We start from the raw sequence: 20,251 nt of genomic DNA on the forward strand, positions 1-20,251 counted from the left end.
TTCGGCGAGAAATAACCCGTCCGTCAGGCGGGGGACCGGCGAGCGTTCACGCCGCTGGCTACCGTCGTAGACGGAGGGCGGCGAGCAGCTGCGCGTGGGAAAGCCGAGAGGAGCCCGATGAGCAGCCCAGAGCCAACGAGGACGCCCGCCGACCTCAAGCACGTCGTCATACTCATGCAGGAGAACCGGTCGTTCGACCACTACTTCGGCTCCCTTTCCGGAGTGCGCGGCTTCGCCGACAAGCAGGTGCTCGAGTACCCGGACGGGCGGTCTGTGTTCGAGCAGTCCGACCCATGGTTCTCGCAGCTCTTGCACTGGCTCGCCGCGCTCGGCTTCGATACGGACCTCAACCCCAACGGCCAGACCTTGCGCCCGTTCCGGATGGATTCCACCAAGTACAACGCGCAGAACGCGGACGACCTGCTCCACGACTGGGCCTCCACGCACGTGATGTGCCACAACGGCGCGTGGAACAGGTGGATCGCGGCGAAGTCGCCGCAGACCATGGGCTACTTCACCCGGCAGGACATCCCGTTCCAGCACGCCCTCGCCGACGCGTACACCATCTGCGACCAGTATTTCTGCTCCCTCCTCGGCCCGACCACCCCGAACCGGCTCTACCAGTGGACCGCGACCATCGACCCCGCCGGGCGCGCTGGCGGCCCCGCCACGGGGAACCCGCCCGACTACCAGCCCGTGTACCGCTGGTCCACCTACCCGGAGCAGCTCCAGCAGGCCGGGGTGAGCTGGCAAACGTACGCGAACGACGAGGTCGGCGACAGCACGTCCAGCCATCCGTACGTCGGCGACTACGGCGACAACCCGCTCTGGCTGTTCCAGCAGTACCACGACTCGCTCGCCTCGACCGACCCGGCGGCGCGCCAGCTCGCGATCCGAGGCGGGCTGCACGACGGCTGGAAACCGGACTCGGGCCAGGGCCTGGACACCGGGCACCTTCTGGCCCAGTTCATCGCGGACTGCCAGAACGGAGCCTTGCCCCAGGTCTCGTACATCGTCGCCCCGTACGCCTGGTGCGAGCATCCCGCCTCGAGCCCGAACTACGGCGCGCACTACATCAAGACGGTCATCGACGCGATCAACAGCAACGAGGACATCCGCCGCTCCACGGCGCTGATCCTCAATTTCGACGAGAACGACGGCTACTTCGACCACGTGCTCCCGCCGATCCCCGAGCCGAACACCCCCGACGAGTTCGTGAACGGCGAGCCGATCGGCTACGGGGTGCGGGTGCCGCTGATCGTCGTCTCCCCGTGGACACGGGGCGGCTGGGTGAACTCGCAAGTGAGCGACCACACCTCGATCATCCGGTTCCTTGAGCAGTTCACCGGGGTGCGCGCCGCGAACATTTCCGAATGGCGCAGGGAGATCAGCGGCGACCTCATGAGCTGCTTCGATTTCGCCAATCCGGATTTCACCGTCCCCGACCTGCCGGACACCCAGGCTCTGGTGGCGGCGGCTGACCAGGACCGCGCCCTTCCCGCCGTGCCGATCCCCGCCGCGGGCAGCGTGCCGCAGCCGGGGCAGGAGTCAGAGCCTGCTCGGCGCAAGCGGCCCGGCGCGTACCTGCTCGACGCGAACATCGCGACGAGCGCGGGGACGGTCACGGTCGTCGTGTCGAACAATGGCCAGCACGCGGCGGCGCTGGCGCTCTTCCCGAACGTCGCCCTCGACTTCGTCCCCACGCATCTCACCGTCCGGCCGGGGGAGCAGCGCAGCTGGACCTGGCCGAAAAGCGCGGACAACTACGACATCAGCGTCTACGGGCCAGACGGGTTCTTGCGCAGATTCTTCGCGAAGACGGCGCTCGCGACGGCTCCGGCCGTGACCGCCGCCTCGGCAGGCGGGGCGCAACCGAGCGTGTCGCTGCGCCTGAGCAACCCTGGCGCGAGCTCGGTCTCGTTCACCGCGCAAGCCAACGATTTCACCGACCACACGGCAAGCGCGACCCTCGCGGGCGGCTCCGAGCAGGACGTGGCGTGGCCGCTGGACGAGCACGGCTACTACGACGTGGTCGTCTCGACCGGGCCAGGCTTCCGATACCGCTTCGCGGGCCGCGTCCCGGTCTGAGCCGGAACCTTAGCTGCCGCGGCCACTTCGGGCCGCTTATTTCTGATATGAAGCTGCGAGTCAAGCTAAGTGCCATTTGGTATTGGATCACGTGGAGGCGGCCACGTGCCTTGAACAAGAAGGCAATAGCAGAGACAAATGGCGCCAATGTATCGACAATGCGTGCCAATAGGTTGTGGACTACGCATGAATCGGGTTATTCTGGGCGAGCCGGCGATAAAGTAAATACTCGGCCCATTCTTGAATTATGTGGATGTTTTAAATGAATGCGCGCGATAGGCGCATGGCCGATGTTGTGTCAGTACGGACGAAATCGGGATCATCTAACTTAGCCGATGGTTTAAATTCCCGCAGGCTGCTTTGTTCGTCCCGCAGGCGACAAGGCTGCTTTGGGGCGAAATCTTAGGAGGTTTTTCCGAAGCGCGGCATCAACGGATCGATTTTCTCTATGATTCGTCGCCCAATATTCGTGAACGATAGCGCCCGCTGCTTGGGCGCTGAATCGCGCGCGATGGGTCGTGAGGGGCTGTGAGAGCGATGCGCACGCTGTGATAATTCTTGCTTTTTGATTGGATAACTTGATTGGATAAGTAGTGTCGGTCAATCTTGATGAAGAGGGCGTGCGCGCCATGTCTTTGAGCACGGTTAAGGAAAAATTCACGGTTAAGGAAAAACTTTATGGCGAATATTATAAAGGTCAAAGTTGGGCGTATGAAAGCCGATGTGCGGCGAAACCTTTGGATGAGAGTGTTCTGCTCGGGAAGAAGTCAAAGTCAGGAAAGGCTCTCGGGATTCAGGGCGTTCGCTGTGCCGACGGCTCTTCTCATGCTGTTCGCAGACGGGTCGTCCCTTGCCTTCGCGCAAGGGCTGCCGGACACGGTGCTGCACGATGTCACCGAGGACGGGTGGGAGATGGTGGTCGAGACGCTCGATGAAGAGGTGAACCCTGTGGCGAACCTGGCGGACACCGCGTTCACTCGTGAGGGGTTCGTCCAATTCACTGGGGTTGGCAAGCTTCTCGGGAAAGGCAAATACCCCGTCACGGCGGCTGAATTGACCATAGGGTACCAGCTCGGATGCCAGATCGATGTGAGCCAGGGCGTGACCCTGGGGGGGCATATCGACGGCAACGCCGGCATCGACTTATATCAAGGCGCCGGTGTTGGTGTGGGAGCTGGTGTCGGCACCGCTGGCGTCGGCGGTGTCGGGGGCGGCGTCGGCGGTATTCCACCCCTTCCCGGAGTCGGGGTCGGCGGAGTCGGCGGGGTCGGCGGCGGCGTCGGCGGCGCAGCTGGCGGCGGTGTGGGAGCTGGTGTCGGCGCGCGTGAAGGCATTGGCGGCTCGATCGGCGGCAATATCCAGTTCACGCTTCGGCCCGGCGGGATCGTCGCCATCCCTATGGACCGAATTCCCTTGAAAGGCAGCGAGGCGAGACTGCGAGTGAGGAATGTGAACGTCAAGATCGACGCGTGCGGCGGGCCGGTCAACGTGCGCTCGTTCGCCTTGCTCAGCGTGGCCACGGATTACTCCCACTCGACACTGGCCACATACGGCACCGAGTACCCGATCTAATTCTAATGCAGGCCAAGGCGAGCCGGCATCCTCTATGCGTTAGCTCTCTTGGCCCCTGGAATCGAAGATTCCTGAAAGCATAACGGCAAAGATGAAGGATGAGTATGAAAGTCTACGCGCACAAGTCTGTATTGGCGGTGCTCCTGTTGGCTCCAAGCCTGATGCGGGGCGCGGACGCGGCCGCAGATCCGGCTCCCGCCCCGGTAGACCCCACGGGGGCGGGCGGGATCTACGGGGAGACTAGTCCGTTCTCTGGAGGTCCGAACCCATGGGCGAGCTCGCCAGTGCCAGGCTTGGTGTCGGGCACTGTCCCAGGATCGAACGCGCCGTTGTCCACAGAACTGAGCACGGGCACCAGTGGGTTGCGGCCGGGCACGAACGCGTTACAGCCCGGCTCGCTGCGCGGTTTCCCCAGGCCGGAATTCCCGGACAACTACTTTCAGGCGCCCCCGGAGAGCCTGCCGGGACAGCCTGAGCCTCGGCCGTTGCCCGGCTTGCCGCCGGTCGGGCGGGACCATCAGTGGGGGCCGTTGGCGCAAGGGGGCGACTCGAACCCGGAAGACCCAGACAACGACGAGGCCGCTCCGGACGTGTCGATGGCCCGCCAGCTTGAGCCGGAAGGCGGGGACGACGAGTCGCTGCCGACCGGGGACCAGTCGATGGCTCGCAAGCTTGATCCGGAGGACGACGAATGAGACCGAGGGCACGCGTCGTTGTCTGGGCTTTTGCTGTGGGCGCTGCGCTGACATTCGCCGCCGTCGCCCCGGGCCGGTCCGTCGCAGACCCCGATTTTCCGGCCATTCCGACCCCGTCTCCTGCTGCGGGGGTCGAGTCGGATGACACGGCAGAAGCCGACTCCGCCGAGCCGTCCCCTCCTCTGGAGGACGACGACGCGGGCGTGGGCGGCCCGGCCTCCGGGCATGACTGCGTGGCGATCAAGTACGCCATCGACCGGGTCAACGCTTTGATGAGCGGGCAAGTCCCGATCGCGCAAGGGTTTGCCTCGACCGAGCTCGGCGAACAAGCGGTGGACAAGGACCTCAACGTCCTCAACCAAGTTGAGCAATACTTGGTGTATGCGGAGTCCGGCATCGAAGATCCTGGGCAGCGCGCGAAAGTCGAAGCCTACAAAGCTGCGCTGGGGCAAGTCAGCATGGTCGTGAACGACCGTCGCGGACAAAATCTCACAAGGCCTGCGGCATACGAATGGGTCGGGAAGCTCTCCGAGTCAAACAGGCGTGCTAGTGACAGCTTCCTCGATATCGGAAAAAGTTGTTTGGCGTGATCACAATGGAGCTCAGCGGCTGCGGCGCTCTCTTCGGCTTTCTTGCCTGCGCGGATTGGCTCTGGCGCGTAATGCAGCCGAGCAGTACGAGATGAGAATGGAAAATCGTGACTTTTTTGCTTTAGGTTGGGATGACAGTCTGGTGCAGGCTTCGGTCGTGCGCAATCATAACGCCCTTCCGGCGGAAAGGTTCGAGCGGTTTCAGGAACTTGTCGCCAGTATAGAAGGCGCGGAATTCTCCCGGCATCGTTGTGATCCAGAAGAATTCTTAGCCGAGTGCGGGTCGATTGGAGGTATCAACGCCAGAGCGTACTACCGGACGGCGAGTTCCTTAATTCTTAGGAACGGCTATAAACGAGTGGAAGATGATAACGCTCCGCCCAAGTTCAAGATTTTCAGTGTCCTGGCGGGAAACTGTATGGTCATCACCCGTGGCGGTCAGCACGTCCTGGGTCCGCGCGTTCTCTATCTCGTCGACGCGAGTGAGCCTCGGACAATATTCTACGAAGGCCCCCACCATATAGTCGGCTTAGAGTTCTCTTCGTCGATGGCGAATATTCCCGAACGGGTGTTGCGGCAGATGACTTTCTCAGTCCTCTCGAATGATCAAGCTATGGTTTCGTTGTTTGAGAGGTTGGTGCAAGAGATCTTCTCTGTGGATGGCCTCGACGCTTTCGGTGTCAAGCAATATATCTCAGGCGTAGTTAGCCTGACGCTGCGCAGTATGCGAAAAGCGTATTGCGCGGACAAATCCAGCATGCTGCGCGAGCAACTCGTGCTTCTTCGCGAAATCCAGTCGTATGTGGATGGGCACATTACGGATCCGAATCTGTGCTCGGATATGATAGCGGCAGGCTTGGGGATATCCAAGCGAATGCTCTACAGGGTTTTTGAGGACCAACCTGAGTCGCCCTATAAACTCATCCAGCGTAAGCGGGTCTATTACGTGAGAGATATTCTTGCAGCAGGCGGAAGAGATATCTCTTTGAAAAAACTTGCGGTCGAATCGGGCTTCGGATCCGACCGGACCCTCGTCCGAGCCTTCCAGCGCGTCCTCGGGACGACGCCGACGAGCTATATGCGCGCGGGGACTCGTCATCGGGCGGTTTGAAAGCACTCCCGTGCAGAAAGCTGCCGTTGGTCTTGACCTATGTGCTTGCGCCTGCGAGCGTCGATGCCTGCGCGTCTGGTCTACGGGCCGAATCCCGATCAGCAGGCGCAGGCGCTCTGGGCCGAAGACGCCGAGAGGAAGTGCTCCGGGACGCATGAACTCGCACCAGCGCCCTCGCACGCCGCAGTCAACAAATACTCCGACCGCAGTCGTTTCGACTACTGGGCATCCGGTCGAACCGCCGCAACCGAGCGTCGCACGTGGGCGAGCGGGGCAGTTCGACTGGTATCACGGCGAGTCCCCGCCGAACATGAACTGTGCGGGTTTGGGATGCCCCTCGGTCGAGATCTTGGGGCTCGGCCAGCGGCGCGAGCGACGACGAAGACGCGGGGCCTGATCGCGCGCCCGGCGGGTTACGGTGCCGTGCGGGAACGCTTCTTGTACTGGACAGAACAGAGTCCCTTCATGGTCTGCTCTGCGACCACCTCGCCGTCCACGGTGATACGGCAGGTATAGAAGTTCTGGAATTCTTGTCCACCGGTCCAGGCATCCCATGCCTGCTGCCCGCTTAATTTGCCCGAGCCGTCGGTGAGCCCCTCGTTCAAAGCCGTCCCTTCTGCGGTGACGGTCAAGCCGAGGTCTAACCCCTTGAAGGGCTTCGAGTCCGGAACGGTGCTTCCCGCGCGGTATTCCTCTTCGCCGATCCTGAGAGAGGTTGTCCAAGGGAGGCCGACCACGTCTTGGGCGAAGTGTTTCTCGGTGGGATCGGAGTGGTCGTGCGGGTCGGTTGCGTACCGCACGGACATGGTTCCGCCGCCGCTCGACGCTTCGACGGAGTACTCCACGTCGTGGACGGCGGTCTCCGCGAAGGCCAGGTCAGCCGGGACGAGCGTCAGAGGCGCGGTGAAGACTGCCGCAGCGGCCGCGAAGAAACGGACTTTCAAAGTTGAGGACGGCATTGACGACTCTCCTCGGTCGACGCGAATTTTCTTCAGTGTAAGGGCTGAGCGTCGCAGGCGCTCGGCTAGCGGGCGAAGAGCCAGCCCTGATTTTGGCGCGGCTTCGCTGGGCGCGCACATGGCGGTGACGGGCGAGGCGGAGCCACGACGTCGTGGCTCCGCCTCTTCGGAGCGTTCGGCGATCGTGAAAACCGCACGCAAACGCAGCGCGGGAGCGGCCCAATGGGCCGCTCCCGCACTGCTCAAACCTATTTCCGGCTTACACGTCGTAGTAGAGCTGGAACTCGTAGGGGTGCGGTCGCAGGTTGATCGGGGCGATCTCCTGCTCGCGCTTGAGCTTGATCCAGGTCTCGATGAGGTCCGGGGTGAACACGCCGCCCTCGGTGAGGTACTCGTGGTCCTGCTCCAGCCGGTCGATGACCACCGAGAGGTTGGTCGGGGCCTGGGGGATGTTCGAGGCTTCCTCGGGGGCGAGCTCGTAGAGGTCCTTGTCGACCGGGGCCTGCGGCTCGATCTTGTTCCGGATGCCGTCCAGGCCCGCGAGCAGCATCGCGGCGAACGCGAGGTACGGGTTGCCGGAGGAGTCGGGGGCGCGGAACTCGATGCGCTTGGCCTTCGGGTTCGAGCCGGTGATCGGGATGCGCACGGCGGCGGAGCGGTTGCGCTGGCTGTAGACCAGGTTGATCGGGGCCTCGTAGCCCGGCACCAGGCGGTGGTAGGAGTTGACCGTCGGGTTGGTGAAGGCCAGCAGCGACGGGGCGTGGTGCAGGATGCCGCCGATGTAGTGGCGGGCGAGGTCGGAAAGGCCGCCGTAGCCTGCCTCGTCGTAGAAGAGCGGCTTGCCGTCCTTCCACAGGGACTGGTGCACGTGCATGCCGGAGCCGTTGTCGCCGAAGAGCGGCTTGGGCATGAAGGTGACGGTCTTCCCGTTCTGCCAGGCGGTGTTCTTGATGATGTACTTGAACAGCAGCAGGTCGTCAGCGGCGTGGAGCAGGGTGTTGAACTTGTAGTTGATCTCGGCCTGGCCCGCGGTGCCGACCTCGTGGTGGCCGCGCTCGAGCACGAAGCCCGCGTTGATCAGGTTCGTGGACATGTCGTCGCGCAGGTCCACGTAGTGGTCGTAGGGGGCGACGGGGAAGTAGCCGCCTTTCAGCCGCACCTTGTAGCCGAGGTTCGGGCCGCCGTCGGCCTCGGTCTCGATCCCGGTGTTCCAGGAGCCGGAGGTCGAGTCGATCTCGTAGAACGCGCCGTTGATCGAGGAGTCGTAGCGGATCGAGTCGAAGATGTAGAACTCGGCCTCCGCGCCGAAGTACGCGGTGTCGGCGATCCCGGTCGAGATCAGGTAGTCCTCGGCCTTCTTCGCGACGTTGCGCGGGTCGCGGCTGTACGCCTCCTTGGTGAAGGGGTCGTGCACGGAGAAGTTGATGTTCAGGGTCGTCGCGGCGCGGAACGGGTCGATCTTCGCCGTGGACAGGTCCGGGAGCAGGAGCATGTCCGACTCGTGGATGGACTGGAAGCCTCGGACGGAAGACCCGTCGAAGGCGAGGCCGTCCTCCACCACGTCGGGGCCGAACGCGGAAGCGGGAATGGAGAAGTGCTGCTGGACGCCGGGCAGGTCGGTGAACCTGACGTCGACGTACTCGACTTCTTCATCGGCAATGAATTTGACAACATCCTCGGCACTGCTGAACGCCACTCGATGCTCCTTCGACGGTCCTCATGGAATTTAAGGCCGATATCGGCCTCCGAGATCGAGAGCGTACACGGCACTGAGCGGGTGCGACGACCGGGGCTGGCATGAAACCTGCTGGTAACCGGGCGGGCATGAGGCGTAACATGCCGAGGGCTAGTGTTATGAATCTCGCTCTGGTATAACAAAACTATGGTGAAGTTAGATGCGTCACACAAGAAGTCGCAGGCCTGGGACTCCGACCGCGAGGTCCGGGTGCGTCTGGTCGAGTCCGTCTGGCCGCTCGCCGCGCTGGCGGCGGTCGCCAATGTCATCATGCAGCTGGGCGTCCGTCCCGTCGGCTACGGCGTGTACGAGAGCGTCGTGGAGAGCGGGCGGCTCGACAAACGGCCGATCAAACGGGGGCGTACCACGTTCACGTATCTCGCGGTGGCCATGTTGGGCACCGAGGAGGAGCGCAAAGCCTACCGCCAGGCGGTCAACAAGGCGCACGCGCAGGTGAACTCCGCGAACGTCGAGCGGGTGACCGGGCGGAAAAGCCCGGTCGAGTACAACGCTTTCGCGCCGGAGCTACAGCTCTGGGTGGCCATGTGCCTGTTCAAGGGCTCTTTGGACGTGCTCAGGCTGATGAGCGTCTTTCCGTTGTCCGCGCAGGCGGAGGAAGAGATCCTGCGGGCCTGCGCGCCGCTCGCGACGACGTTGCAGGTGCCCGAGAGCATGTGGCCCGCCACGATGGCCGAGTTCGAGCGGTCGTGGGCGGAGCACGAGGAGCTGGTCCGCATCGACGAGCCGGTCCGAAAGATGCTCGACGACATCGCGAGCGTGCGGTTCCTGCCCGGGCTCGGCTTCTTGTTCGGCTGGGCCAACCGCTATTTCACGGCGGCGTTCCTGCCGCCGAAGTTCCGGGCGGAGATGGGCTATGGCTGGGGCCCGGCGCGACAGGCTGTTTTCCGGGCCTTCGTCGCCGCGAACCGGGTCGCGTGCGCGTTCGCGCCCCGTTCGGTCCGGATGCTGCCGACGACTGTTTTCCTCTGGGATCTGCGGCGGCGGATCAAGAAGGGCAAGCCGCTAGTCTGAAGGCATGCCCCTTGTCTTCCCGGAAACCGGAGTCGGATCGCTGGCCCCGCTGCCGCAGCGCGCGCTCGCGCTCTTCGTGGACTGGGTGCTTTCCGGCGCGGTGGCCCTTCTCTTCACCGGTTTCACCTCGAATATGTACTCGACCGCCGTGATGGCGGTGTGGGCGGCTGTCGGCGCGACGGCGGTCTCGCTGTTCTCGTTCACCCCCGGGCAGCTGTTCGTCGGCCTGAGGGTGATCCGGGTGCCGGACAGCCAGGGGAAAGGCGGGGACAAGCCGGTGGGCGTGTTGCGCGCCGTCGGGCGCGCGGTGCTGCTGGCGCTGGTCATCCCGGTGTTCTTCATGGACAAGGACGGCAGGGGCCTGCAGGACCGGTTGACGAGCACCGCCGTCGTCCGGCTGCGCTAGCCGCGCAGGAGCCGAGGGAGGGCTGGCCGAGGGAGGGCCGACCGAGGGCTTCGGCGGTCCAGCTTGTTCCGAGAAATTTTCCTCATGTTCAGCGCGAGGCCGGGCGTTGTCGGTTTTCTCCCAGTTATGTCCTGGGCATGGCTGCACCATCGCATTCCCGCTCCTCGCTCCGCGCCGTTTCGGTTCTCGCCTCCTTGCTCTCCGTCGCAGGCCTCGCGGCTTGCGGCAGCGACGACAACGTGAGTTCGGCCAAAGACAATTCGGTCGCCTCGACGGCGAACTGCAAAGGCAAAGACAAACTGACCGCCGCCGGGTCCACCGCCCAGAAGAACGCCGTTCAGGCCTTCACTGCTTCCTACGCCAAGGTGTGCCCCGGCAAGAACCTCGACTACCAGGCCAACGGCTCCGGCAGCGGCATCACGGGCTTTGTGAACGGCCAAGTCGATTTCGCGGGCTCGGACTCCGCGCTGAGCGCCGAGCAGGCTGCGGGCGCGGCCAAGCGGTGCGGCGGCAACGCCGCCTGGCACCTGCCGCTGGTGTTCGGCCCGGTCGCCATCGCGTACAACCTCCCCGGAGTGGACAAGCTCGTGCTCACCGGCGAGAACCTCGCGAAGATCTTCAACGGCGCGATCGCGACGTGGGGCGACTCGGCATTGGTCGACGCGAACCCGCAGCTGAAGGGCAACACGGAGAAGATCTCCGTGTTCCACCGCTCCGACGACTCCGGCACGACGGACAACTTCCAGACCTACCTCGGCGTGGCCGGGCAGGGCGCGTGGGACAAAGGGGCGGGCAAGGCGTTCAAAGGCGTCGGCGAAGGGGCGAAGGGCTCGGACGGCGTGGCGCAGAACGTGGCCAAACTGCCCGGCTCCATCTCGTACGTGGAGAAGTCTTTCGCCGACGCGAACAAGCTCGCCGTCGCGCAGATCGACAACGGCTCCGGCCCGGTCGCCCTCACCAGCGAGTCGGCGGGCAAGGCGGTGACCGGCGCGAAGACGGCGAGCGGGGACGCGCACGACCTCAAGCTCGACCTCGCTTCGATCTACGGGTCCAAGGAGCCGGGCGTGTACCCGCTCGTGCTCGCCACCTACGAGGTGGTCTGCTCCAAAGGCTATGACGGAGCCACCGCCCAGGCGGTGAAGTCGTACCTGAGCAACGCCGCCTCGAAGGGGCAGGCCGATCTCGCGTCGAAGGGCTACGTCCCGCTGCCGGAAGAGTTCAAGTCGAAACTGGTCGCCGCGATTGACGCTCTCTCGTAACGCGGAGGACCGGGTCTTCCGTCTCACGGCCGCAGGCTCTGCGGCGCTCGTCTCCGCGATGGTGGCCGCCATCGGCGTGTTCCTGCTCTTGCGGGCGATTCCTGCGCTCGCGCAGGATCGGGCGAACTTCCTCACCAGCAGCGCGTGGGACCTCTCCGATCCGGGGCGGCTCTCGTTCGGCATGGCCGAGCTGGCGTTGGTCACCATTCTGGTGTCCGCGTTCGCGCTGACTCTCGCCGTGCCCGTCGCGCTCGGCGTCGCGCTTTTCGTCTCGCACTACGCGCCCCGCGCTCTGGCCGCTCCCGTCGCAAGGGTGGTCGACCTGCTCGCGGCTGTGCCCTCCATCGTGTACGGGCTGTGGGGCTGGCTGTTCCTCGCGCCGAAGCTCGCCCCGGTCTCGCAGTGGCTGGCCGGCCATCTCGGGTGGCTCTTCCTCTTCCACCACGGGGCGGGCGACCCGCCGAATCTGCAGACCGGTCGGAACCTCTTCACCACAGGGATCGTCCTCGCCGTGATGGTCCTGCCGGTCATCACGGCGATCTCCCGCGAAGTGTTCGCACAGACTCCGCGCGAGCAGATCGAAGCCGCCCTCGCGCTCGGCGCGACCAAATGGGAGGTCGTCCGCATGACGGTGTGGCCGTTCGGCCGCAGCGGGTTCATCGCAGGGGCGATGCTCGGCCTCGGCAGGGCCTTGGGCGAGACGATGGCCGTATACCTCATCCTCGCCACGGTCGCGAGGAAGTTCAGCTGGTCGGTGTTCGACGGCGGGGCCACGATCGCCTCGAAGATCGCGCTCGGCGCGGGCGAGCTGGATGTGAGCCACGGGGTGACGGCGGGGGCGTACATCGCCATCGGGCTGGTGCTGTTCGTGGTGACGTTCGCGGTGAACACGCTGGCCAGGGTTGTGGCAAAGCGCGGGGCGGCCGGATGAGCGCGGGGCTGAGCTGGCGGCGCAAGGCCGCTGACCTGGTTGCGAGGGTGTGTGTGACGGCATGCGCGGCCATCGCGGTTGCCCCGCTCGTCTGGCTGCTCGCCGTTGTGGTCCGCGAGGGCTCCCGCGCGCTCGCCTGGCGCGGCTGGTTCTCGCACTCCATGTACGCGGTCGACAGCTCGGAGGTCGGCGGCGGCGCCTATCACGCCGTCGCTGGCACGCTGATCCTCGGCGCGATCTGTTCGCTCGTCGCCGTTCCGCTCGGCGTGCTCACGGCGGTCTATCTGGTCGAGTACGGCCAGAGGTCCCGGCTCGCGGCGGCGACCACCTTCTTGGTCGACATCCTCGCCGGCGTGCCCTCGATCGTCGCGACGCTGTTCGTCTTCGTCCTCTGGGTGCTCGTCATCGGACTGCCGACCTCCGCTTTCGCGGCGGCGGCGGCGCTCGTGCTGCTGATGGTGCCGCTCGTGGTGCGCTCCACCGAGGAGATGCTCCGCGTCGTGCCTGGCGATTTGCGCGAGGCCTCGTACGCGCTCGGGATCACCAAGGCCCGCACGATTCTGCGCGTGGTGCTCCCGGTCGCGCGGACGGGCATTGCGACCGGGGTGATGCTCGCGCTGGCAAGGGCGCTCGGGGAGAGCGCGCCGCTCTTGGTCCTTCTGCCCTACAGCTCGGCGATCAATTTCGACCCCTTCGAAGGGAACATGGCCTCGCTCCCGTCGTTCATGCTCGACCAGCAGCTCATCTCCGCGCAGGCGGGGGTGGACCGGATGTGGGGGGCGGCGCTGACGCTCATCGTCATGATCGCGGTGTTGCTCGCGCTTGCCATGCTCGCTGGCGGGCGGTCGCGGCAGCAGAAAGGAAGATGACGTTGGCCAAGCAAGTGGAGCTACGCGGATTGGGCGTGCGCTACGGCTCGTTCCAAGCGGTTTCCGAGGTGAGCCTGACGATGCCCCCGAACAGCATCACGGCCTTCATCGGGCCCTCGGGCTGCGGGAAGTCGACGGTGCTGCGGGCGATCAACCGGATGATCGAAGTGATTCCGGGGGCGCGGGTGGACGGCGAGGTCCTCCTCGACGGGGACGAGGTGTACGGGCCGAAAGCGGACGCGACACAGGTGCGCCGCACGGTCGGGATGGTCTTCCAGCGCCCGAACCCGTTCCCGACGATGTCGATCCGGCAGAACGTGCTCGCCGGGCTCGCCCTGCAAGGGGTTCGCGACAAGGCCCGGCTGACGGAAACGCTCGAACGCTCGCTGCGCCAGGCGAACCTGTGGCACGAGGTCAAAGACCGGCTCGACAAGCCGGGCGGCGGCCTCTCCGGCGGGCAGCAGCAGCGGCTCTGCATCGCCCGCGCGGTCGCCGTCTCGCCCGCAGTCATCCTGATGGACGAGCCTTGCTCCGCCCTCGACCCCATTTCCACCGAGGCGGTCGAGAAGCTCATCCTCGACCTCAAACAGGAGCTGACCGTCGTGATCGTGACGCACAACATGGCGCAGGCGGCCCGAGTCAGCGACCAGACCGCGTTCTTCAACCTCGAAGCAGTCGGCAAACCCGGACGGCTCGTGGAGGCGGGCCCGACGACGAGGATTTTCACCGAGCCGAGCCAGCAGTCGACCCAGGACTATATTGCGGGCAGGTTTGGCTGAGGCTCAGTCCTCGGCCCTCAGATGGCGATGGTGCCCTTCACGAGGGTGGCGCAGTTGCCGCCGACCCAGACCGTGCCGTCGTCGTCCGCTGTGATCTGGATGGAGCCCGCGCGTCCGACGCGAGCCCCTTGGGAGACCCGGTACGCCGAGGGCGCGGCTCCTGAGCCGATGAGCCATTGGGCGACGCTGGCGTTCAAACTGCCGGTCACCGGATCCTCGGGCACGCCGACCCCCGGTGCGAAAGCGCGTATCTCGAAGGCGTGTTGCGCCCCCTCGGGGTACGGGCCGATCGCGCCGATCTTGGCGTGGGGGATTTTGGACAGGTCCGGCTCGAGCGCGAGGACTTCGTCCGCGGACGAGAGTTGGACGACGGCCCATCCGGGACCGTTGTCCACCCATTGGTGGGCGACGATGGCTCCGGGGATCAGGTCGAACGCGTCGGAGATCTGCGCGAGGAACTCGTCGTCCAGCGGTCCGGTCCGCAGCGTGGGGGGAGCGGCGAAGGAGAGCGCGTCCTGTTTGACCCGGATCTCGACCAGCCCGGCCGCGCATTCCTGGACGATCGTGCCGGGGGACTGGGGGATGCCGCCGTTGTCCAGCCACGCGTGGGCGGCTCCGAGCGTGGGGTGCCCGGCGAACGGGAGCTCGCCGCCCGGCGTGAAGATGCGCAGCCGGTAGTCGGCTTTGGTTTTGGTGGCGGGGAGCACGAAAACGGTCTCCGACAAGTTGGTCCATCTCGCCAACCGCTGCATCTCCACCGCGGTCACGCCGTCGCCCCGGAGGACCACTGCGACCGGGTTGCCCAAATACGGGGCCGAAGCGAACACGTCCACCTGAGAGAATTCTCTTATTCGAGTACCCATACCACCATGCTGTGAGTCTTGCGTTATTGCCGCATTGCATCGATTTGATAACGGAATCATATATCAAATCGCAAAGGCTCGCCGAGCCCGCAGCGCTGGACGCGCCGATGCGGCGCGTCTCACGTTCTCAGGGCAGCGCGGGCAGCTTCCGCTCGTACAGCCACTCCTGCCACAGGGAGGCGAGGCCTCGGCGGCCGACCTCGTCCACCAGGTTGATGAAGTCCTGGGTGGACGCGTTGGCGTGCCGGAACCGGGCCGCGAACGTCCGCAGAATCTGGAAGAACGTCTCGTCGCCCACGACGGTGCGCAGCGCGTGCAGGGCGAGCGCGCCTCGCTTGTAGACCCGGTCGTCGAACATGTCTTTCGCTCCTGGGTCCGCGAGCAGCAGGTCTTGCGGCAGCTCCGCGAGCCGTCTGTGGTGCCTGGCGGCCCAATGCGCGGCGGGGGCCCCGCCGGAGCGCTCCGACCACAGCCACTCCGCATAGCAGGCGAAGCCCTCGTGCAGCCAGATGTCGCGCCATTGTTTGCACGTCACCGAGTTGCCGAACCATTGGTGCGCGAGCTCGTGGGACACCAGGCGTTCCGCGTCCCTGCCTTTGCCGACGAACTGCGCGCCGAACACCGACATGCCCTGCGCCTCGATAGGGATCTCCAGCTCGTCGGCGGTCACCACTGCGGTGTGCTCCGCGAACGGGTACGGGCCGAACAGCTCGGAGAAGACCCGCACCATTTGAGGGTGGCGGCCGAAGGAGGGCGCGAGCTTGCGCGCCAAATCGGCCGGCGCGGCGATCCGGTCGGGCACGGGGTCTTCCGACATCGTGGCCAGCTCGTACCTGCCGATCTGCAGCGAGGCGAGATAGGGGGCCATCGGCTCGGCCTGCTCGTAGGTCCAGATGGTCTGCGAGGACTTGGCCTTGCGCCCGACGAGCTTGCCGTTGCACACGGCCCGGTAGCCGTTGGGCACGGCGATTTCGAACCGGTAGGACGCTTTCGACGTGGGGCGGTCGTCGCATGGGTACCAGCTATGCGCGCCGTTCGGCTGGCTCGCGACGAGCGCGCCGTCGGTGAGCTCCTCGAACCCGATCTCGCCCCAGACGGTGCGGATCGGCTTGGGGTTCCCCGAGTAATGGACGACGACCTTCAAGCGCTTGCCCGAGGGGGCGGGCGATTTCAGCACCAGGGCGAGCTTGCCCGCGCCGTGGCGGTGCCGCGCGGGGCGTTGCCCGTCGACGGCGAGCTTGCCGATCTTCACGTGCTCCGCCAAATCGAAGACAAGCTCCGAAGCCGGGCCGGTGGTCGTGAGGAAGATCCTCGCCTCGCCCTCCAGGCGCCCGCTCGCCACCTGGTACGCGAGGTCGAGTTCGTAGCGGTCGACGTTGTATCCGCTATTGCCTTGTCCCGGACAGTACGGATCCGCGCTCACTTCTTCTTCCCTTTTTTCGCTTCGGAATCGGCGGGCCACGGAGAGATGGGGGTTGCCGAGCCAACGGGTGCTCGGGGGCACCACGTCGCCGCGCAGCACCAGCGAGGCCGGTCCCACCGTCGCGCCCGCGCCGACGACCGAGCCCGGCAGGGCGACGCAGTGCGGCCCGAGGCTGGCCCCCGCTTCGAGGGCCACCGTGTCCAAGCGCATGATCCGGTCGTGGAAGAGGTGCGTCTGCACCACGCAGCCCCGGCCAACGCTCGCCCCGTCGCCGAGCGTCACCAGATCGGCCTCGGGCAGCCAGTAGCTTTCGCACCACACGCCCTTGCCGATTTTCGCGCCCATGGCCCGAAGCCACAGGTTGAGCGCGCCCGTGCCGCTGGCGTGGCGGGCGAACCAGGTCGCGGCCACGGATTCGACGAACGTGTCCGCGACCTCGTTGCGCCACACGAAGCTCGACCACAGCGGGTGCTCCTGCGGCCGGAACCGGCCGATGACGAGCCATTTCGCGAGGACGCTCACCAGCGCCGCCAGCGCGCCCGCGGCGAGCAGCACGAGGCCGACTCCGAGCAGCGCCCCGACCGGCCCGAACCGGAGCAGCAATGCTTGGAGCGCGAGGAGTACCAGCGCGCCGATCCAGAACGAGGTGATCACCGCCGCGATCCGGCAGCACTCCACGGCGGCTCTGGCGAGTTTCAGGCGCAGCGGCGGCGCGAAGGTGCGCGCCGCGTCGCCCTCGTCGGCTTTGCGCCGCAGGCGGATCGGCGGGCTGCCGAGCCAGGAGGAGCCGCTCTTCGCCTTGTAGGGAGTCGCGGAGAGCACCGCCACCAGCGCGCCATTGGGGATCTTGCGCCCGGGCTGGGTGATGCCGGAGTTGCCGAGGAAGGCCCGCTCGCCGACTTTGGTCTCGGCGATGTGGATCCAGCCGCCGCCGAGTTCGTAGGAGCCGACCATGGTGTCGTCCGCGAGGAAGGCCCCGTCGCCCACCGTGGTGAACTTCGGCGCGAGCACGGCGGTGGAGATCTCGGTGTTCTTCCCGATCTTCGCGCCGAGAAGGCGCATCCACACCGGGGTGGCGAGGCTGGCGTACAGCGGGAACAGGTGCAGCCGCGCCGCGTCCATCAGCCGCTCGACGGCCCAGGTCTGCCAGCCGGCCCGGCTGCGCACCGGATGGTAGCCCGCTGCGACGCCGAGCGAGCCGAGGCGCACGCCGACCAGGGTGGCGAGCATGTACGTCAGGACGGCGGCGAGCGCGGCAAGCGGCGTCGCGGCCAGCGCGGGCCAGACGGCCTCGCGCAGCGACGCGGAGCCTCGGACCGCCGCGCCGATGACCGCGAGCCCCACCGCCCACGAGCACAGCGGCAGCCCGCCGATCGCCGCGGCGCTCACCGCGTACACGGCGGCCCAGCGCCTTGCCTGCTTCGGGCGGCGCTGCGGCCAGGGGTGGTGCGCCTTGCCTGCTTTCACGGCGGGGGAGCCCTTCCAATACCTGCCGCCTTTGACCTTGCCGACCACGCAGGAGGCGGGGGCCACGTCCGCGTCCTTGCCGACCTGCGCGCCGGGCAGGAGCGTGGTGCGCGCGCCGATCGCCGCGTCCGCCCCGATGACGATCTCGCCGACGTGGAAGACGTCCCCGTCGAGCCAATGCCCGCGCAGGTCCACTTCGGGCTCGACGCAGCTGCGGTCGCCGAGCGTGAGCATCCCGGTCACCGGCGGGATCGCGTGCAGGTCCACGCCCTCCCCGATCTTCGCGCCGAGCATTCTGGCGTAGAGCGTCATCCATGGGGCTCCGGAGAGGTTTTCCGCGCCGAGGGCTGCGGCGAGGTGCTCGGCGGTCCAGACCCGCAGATGGACGGGCCCGCCGCGCGGATAGGCTCCGGGTGCGAGGCGGAAGGTGAGGATCCTCGCCGCGAGGGCCGCGACGGCGACCCGGCCGAACGGGGTGGCGAACAGCAGGAGGCTCGCCCCGACGGCCCACCAACAGGTCGGCCTCGCCCACGCGACCGTGTGGGCGAGGACGTTGTTGAGCAGCAGCAGCCAGGCGACCCACTGGAGCCCGCCGAGGGTGGCCGTGACGAGCATGATCAGCGTCTGCGCGGCGCGGGCGAGCCGAGGAGTGGGGCGGACGTGCCGGGGCTCCGCGGCTGCGGCGGGGGCCTGCTCGTCGAGGAAGTCCGCGAGCGAGCCGAGCCTGGGATGGTCGTAGAGCTCGGCGACCGTGGCGGTCGGATAGCGCGTCCGCAGCGCGGAGACCAGCTGGGCCGCCGCGAGCGAGCCGCCGCCGAGCGAGAAGAAGTCCGCGTCGTCGCCGTCGATCTGCGCGCCGAGCACCTCCGCCCAGAGGTCCGCGAGCCAGCCCGCCGTGCCTTCGAGGCCGTGCGCCGCTTCGCCCGCGACCGGCCAGGGCAGCGCGGCGCGGTCGACCTTCCCCGACGTGCGCACCGGCAGCTCCGGCAACAGGACCAGTCGGGGCACCAACGCGGCGGGCAAGTGCGCGGCGAGTTCGGCGCGGGCGGCTTCGAGGTTGTAATCTGGATCGGCGCTGGAGAGGTAGCCGACCAGCAGGGAGGCTCCCGAGGCGGTCTTTTTCACAGCGGCGGCAGCGGCGGTGACTCCGGGGAGGGCGGCGAGCGCCGCGTCCACTTCGCCGAGCTCGATCCGCCGCCCGCCGATCTTGACTTGGTCGTCGGCGCGGCCGAGGAAGACGAGGCCTTCCGGCTCAAGGCGCACGAGGTCGCCGCTCCGGTACGCCCGCTCCCAGCCCAACGCGGGGGCGGGGGCGTATTTCTCCGCGTCTTTCACCGGATCGAGGTAACGGGCAAGGCCCACGCCGCCGATGACGAGTTCGCCGGACTGCCCGTACCCGACTTGTGCCCCGTCCGCGTCCACGACCGCGAGGTCCCAGCCGGGCAGTGGCAGGCCGATCCGAACCACGTCGTCGCCGGTCAGCGGGGCGGCGCAGGCGACAACGGTCGCTTCGGTCGGCCCGTAGGTGTTCCACAGCTCGCGGCCCTCGCCCGCGAGCCGCGCGGCGAGGTCCGGCGGGCAGGCCTCGCCGCCGAAGATCAACAGGCGCACCGCCTCGAGCGCCTCCGGCGGCCACAACGAGGCGAGGGTGGGGACGGTCGAGACCACGCTGATGTCCCTGGCGACCAGCCACGGGCCGAGGTCCATGCCGCTGCGCACCAGCGCGCGAGGCGCGGGGACGAGGCACGCCCCGTGCCGCCACGCGAGCCACATCTCCTCGCAGGACGCGTCGAAGGCGACCGAGAGCCCGGCGAGCACCCGGTCGTCCGGGCCGATGGGCTCGTCCGTGAGGAAGATCCGCGCCTCCGCGTCGACGAACGCCGCCGCGTTGCGGTGGGTCACCGCGACCCCCTTGGGCTTGCCGGTAGAACCGCTGGTGAAGATGATCCACGCGTCGTCCGACGGAGCCGGAGGCTCGACAACTGGGGAGGCGGAGCGCCTCCCCCACTCGCTGGCGCTCGCGGGAGGCACCCCCCTCGGCTCGTCGGAACGCGGCGGATCGCCATCTGGTCGGCGGGGCAGCCAGCCGTCGACGGTGATCGTGGCCTCGACCTCGGCCTCGGAGAAGACGAGGTCCGCGCGCTCTTGCGGATCGTCCGCGTCCACGGGGACGTAGGCGCAGCCCGCCGCGATGACCGAGAGAATGGCCACGTACAGGTCGCAGCTGCCCGAGGGCAGGCGCACGCCGACCCGTCCGCCCCGCCCGACGCCGAGCGCGGCGAGCCGCGCGGCACCTTCCTGCGCGGCCTCCACGAGTTCGGCGTAGGTGAGCTGCAGGTCGCCGTCGTCCACGGCAGGTGTGTCGGGGAATTCCGCCGCTGTCGCGGCTAGCACGTCCCAGAGGGTCCGCTCGGCCGGCGCGTGTGCGGACAGGAGATATTGCGCAGGTATTTCGGCCATCGGAAGCAGCCT

The 20,251-nt window shown here is 66.8% G+C and carries 15 protein-coding genes; 11 read left to right on the top strand and 4 right to left on the bottom strand.

Annotated features, from left to right (window positions below; genetic code table 11):
- Positions 1-117 precede the first annotated feature (117 nt).
- From HMPREF9336_RS12430 to HMPREF9336_RS12450, 5 genes are all read left to right on the top strand, one after another.
- Complete coding sequence (locus tag HMPREF9336_RS12430) at positions 118-2,088, top strand: phosphocholine-specific phospholipase C (RefSeq protein WP_021030614.1); 1,971 nt, start codon at positions 118-120, stop codon at positions 2,086-2,088.
- A 678-nt stretch (positions 2,089-2,766) separates the two neighbouring features.
- Positions 2,767-3,660 carry an MspA family porin gene (locus tag HMPREF9336_RS12435; RefSeq protein ID WP_021030615.1) on the top strand — a complete coding sequence of 298 codons (894 nt, stop codon included), beginning with the start codon at positions 2,767-2,769 and terminating at the stop codon, positions 3,658-3,660.
- A 98-nt stretch (positions 3,661-3,758) separates the two neighbouring features.
- Positions 3,759-4,355 (top strand): hypothetical protein, encoded by a 597-nt coding sequence (locus HMPREF9336_RS12440; RefSeq protein ID WP_007467500.1) that lies wholly within the window; start codon positions 3,759-3,761, stop codon positions 4,353-4,355.
- Between the two features lie 35 nt (positions 4,356-4,390).
- Entirely contained in the window at positions 4,391-4,945 is a 555-nt protein-coding gene (locus HMPREF9336_RS12445) for a hypothetical protein (protein WP_040585581.1), read from the top strand.
- 97 nt (positions 4,946-5,042) lie between these two features.
- Positions 5,043-6,056, top strand: a complete 1,014-nt coding sequence (locus HMPREF9336_RS12450) for a helix-turn-helix domain-containing protein (RefSeq protein ID WP_169727320.1) — start codon at positions 5,043-5,045, stop codon at positions 6,054-6,056.
- A gap of 413 nt (positions 6,057-6,469) precedes the next feature.
- Here the strand turns inward: HMPREF9336_RS12450 and HMPREF9336_RS12455 are convergent, their stop codons facing one another.
- Complete coding sequence (locus tag HMPREF9336_RS12455) at positions 6,470-7,015, bottom strand: hypothetical protein (protein ID WP_021030619.1); 546 nt, start codon at positions 7,013-7,015, stop codon at positions 6,470-6,472.
- Positions 7,016-7,274: 259 nt separating this feature from the next.
- The gene (gene glnA, locus HMPREF9336_RS12460; RefSeq protein WP_007467504.1) at positions 7,275-8,711 is read right to left on the bottom strand and encodes a type I glutamate--ammonia ligase; all 1,437 of its coding nucleotides are present in this window, start codon (positions 8,709-8,711) and stop codon (positions 7,275-7,277) included.
- A gap of 186 nt (positions 8,712-8,897) precedes the next feature.
- On the opposite strand from glnA, the gene HMPREF9336_RS12465 reads away from it, so the two are divergent.
- From HMPREF9336_RS12465 to pstB, 6 genes are all read left to right on the top strand, one after another.
- Complete coding sequence (locus tag HMPREF9336_RS12465; protein ID WP_007467505.1) at positions 8,898-9,782, top strand: oxygenase MpaB family protein; 885 nt, start codon at positions 8,898-8,900, stop codon at positions 9,780-9,782.
- Between the two features lie 4 nt (positions 9,783-9,786).
- A complete protein-coding gene (locus HMPREF9336_RS12470) occupies positions 9,787-10,188 on the top strand; it encodes an RDD family protein (protein WP_007467506.1) in 402 nt (133 codons plus the stop codon).
- A gap of 137 nt (positions 10,189-10,325) precedes the next feature.
- Positions 10,326-11,447, top strand: coding sequence for a phosphate ABC transporter substrate-binding protein PstS (gene pstS, locus HMPREF9336_RS12475; RefSeq protein WP_007467508.1), 1,122 nt, complete (start codon positions 10,326-10,328; stop codon positions 11,445-11,447).
- Positions 11,431-12,378 carry a phosphate ABC transporter permease subunit PstC gene (gene pstC / locus HMPREF9336_RS12480; protein WP_007467510.1) on the top strand — a complete coding sequence of 316 codons (948 nt, stop codon included), beginning with the start codon at positions 11,431-11,433 and terminating at the stop codon, positions 12,376-12,378. Before pstS ends, pstC begins: the two co-directional genes overlap by 17 nt.
- Positions 12,375-13,247 (top strand): phosphate ABC transporter permease PstA, encoded by an 873-nt coding sequence (gene pstA / locus HMPREF9336_RS12485; protein ID WP_007467511.1) that lies wholly within the window; start codon positions 12,375-12,377, stop codon positions 13,245-13,247. Before pstC ends, pstA begins: the two co-directional genes overlap by 4 nt.
- A 2-nt stretch (positions 13,248-13,249) precedes the next feature.
- The gene (pstB, locus tag HMPREF9336_RS12490; protein WP_040585873.1) at positions 13,250-14,026 is read left to right on the top strand and encodes a phosphate ABC transporter ATP-binding protein PstB; all 777 of its coding nucleotides are present in this window, start codon (positions 13,250-13,252) and stop codon (positions 14,024-14,026) included.
- 17 nt (positions 14,027-14,043) lie between these two features.
- Here pstB and HMPREF9336_RS12495 read toward each other — a convergent pair whose 3' ends face one another.
- A complete protein-coding gene (locus HMPREF9336_RS12495) occupies positions 14,044-14,889 on the bottom strand; it encodes a PhzF family phenazine biosynthesis protein (protein WP_007467513.1) in 846 nt (281 codons plus the stop codon).
- A gap of 127 nt (positions 14,890-15,016) precedes the next feature.
- On the bottom strand, positions 15,017-20,239 hold the full coding sequence (locus HMPREF9336_RS12505) for a Pls/PosA family non-ribosomal peptide synthetase (RefSeq protein WP_021030621.1): 5,223 nt from the start codon (positions 20,237-20,239) through the stop codon (positions 15,017-15,019).
- Positions 20,240-20,251 lie beyond the last annotated feature (12 nt).

Source organism: Segniliparus rugosus ATCC BAA-974, assembly GCF_000185725.2.
Taxonomy (GTDB): domain Bacteria; phylum Actinomycetota; class Actinomycetes; order Mycobacteriales; family Mycobacteriaceae; genus Segniliparus; species Segniliparus rugosus.

Excerpts from the sequence above, each read along its gene's own strand:
- HMPREF9336_RS12455 (WP_021030619.1), bottom strand. The coding sequence starts at position 7,015 with ATGCCGTCCTCAACTTTGAAAGTCCGTTTCTTCGCGGCCGCTGCGGCA.
- HMPREF9336_RS12495 (WP_007467513.1), bottom strand. The coding sequence starts at position 14,889 with ATGGGTACTCGAATAAGAGAATTCTCTCAGGTGGACGTGTTCGCTTCG.
- HMPREF9336_RS12450 (WP_169727320.1), top strand. The coding sequence starts at position 5,043 with ATGGAAAATCGTGACTTTTTTGCTTTAGGTTGGGATGACAGTCTGGTG.
- HMPREF9336_RS12505 (WP_021030621.1), bottom strand. The coding sequence starts at position 20,239 with ATGGCCGAAATACCTGCGCAATATCTCCTGTCCGCACACGCGCCGGCC.
- HMPREF9336_RS12440 (WP_007467500.1), top strand. The coding sequence starts at position 3,759 with ATGAGTATGAAAGTCTACGCGCACAAGTCTGTATTGGCGGTGCTCCTG.
- HMPREF9336_RS12465 (WP_007467505.1), top strand. The coding sequence starts at position 8,898 with ATGGTGAAGTTAGATGCGTCACACAAGAAGTCGCAGGCCTGGGACTCC.
- pstA (WP_007467511.1), top strand. The coding sequence starts at position 12,375 with ATGAGCGCGGGGCTGAGCTGGCGGCGCAAGGCCGCTGACCTGGTTGCG.
- HMPREF9336_RS12470 (WP_007467506.1), top strand. The coding sequence starts at position 9,787 with ATGCCCCTTGTCTTCCCGGAAACCGGAGTCGGATCGCTGGCCCCGCTG.
- HMPREF9336_RS12435 (WP_021030615.1), top strand. The coding sequence starts at position 2,767 with ATGGCGAATATTATAAAGGTCAAAGTTGGGCGTATGAAAGCCGATGTG.
- HMPREF9336_RS12430 (WP_021030614.1), top strand. The coding sequence starts at position 118 with ATGAGCAGCCCAGAGCCAACGAGGACGCCCGCCGACCTCAAGCACGTC.
- pstS (WP_007467508.1), top strand. The coding sequence starts at position 10,326 with ATGGCTGCACCATCGCATTCCCGCTCCTCGCTCCGCGCCGTTTCGGTT.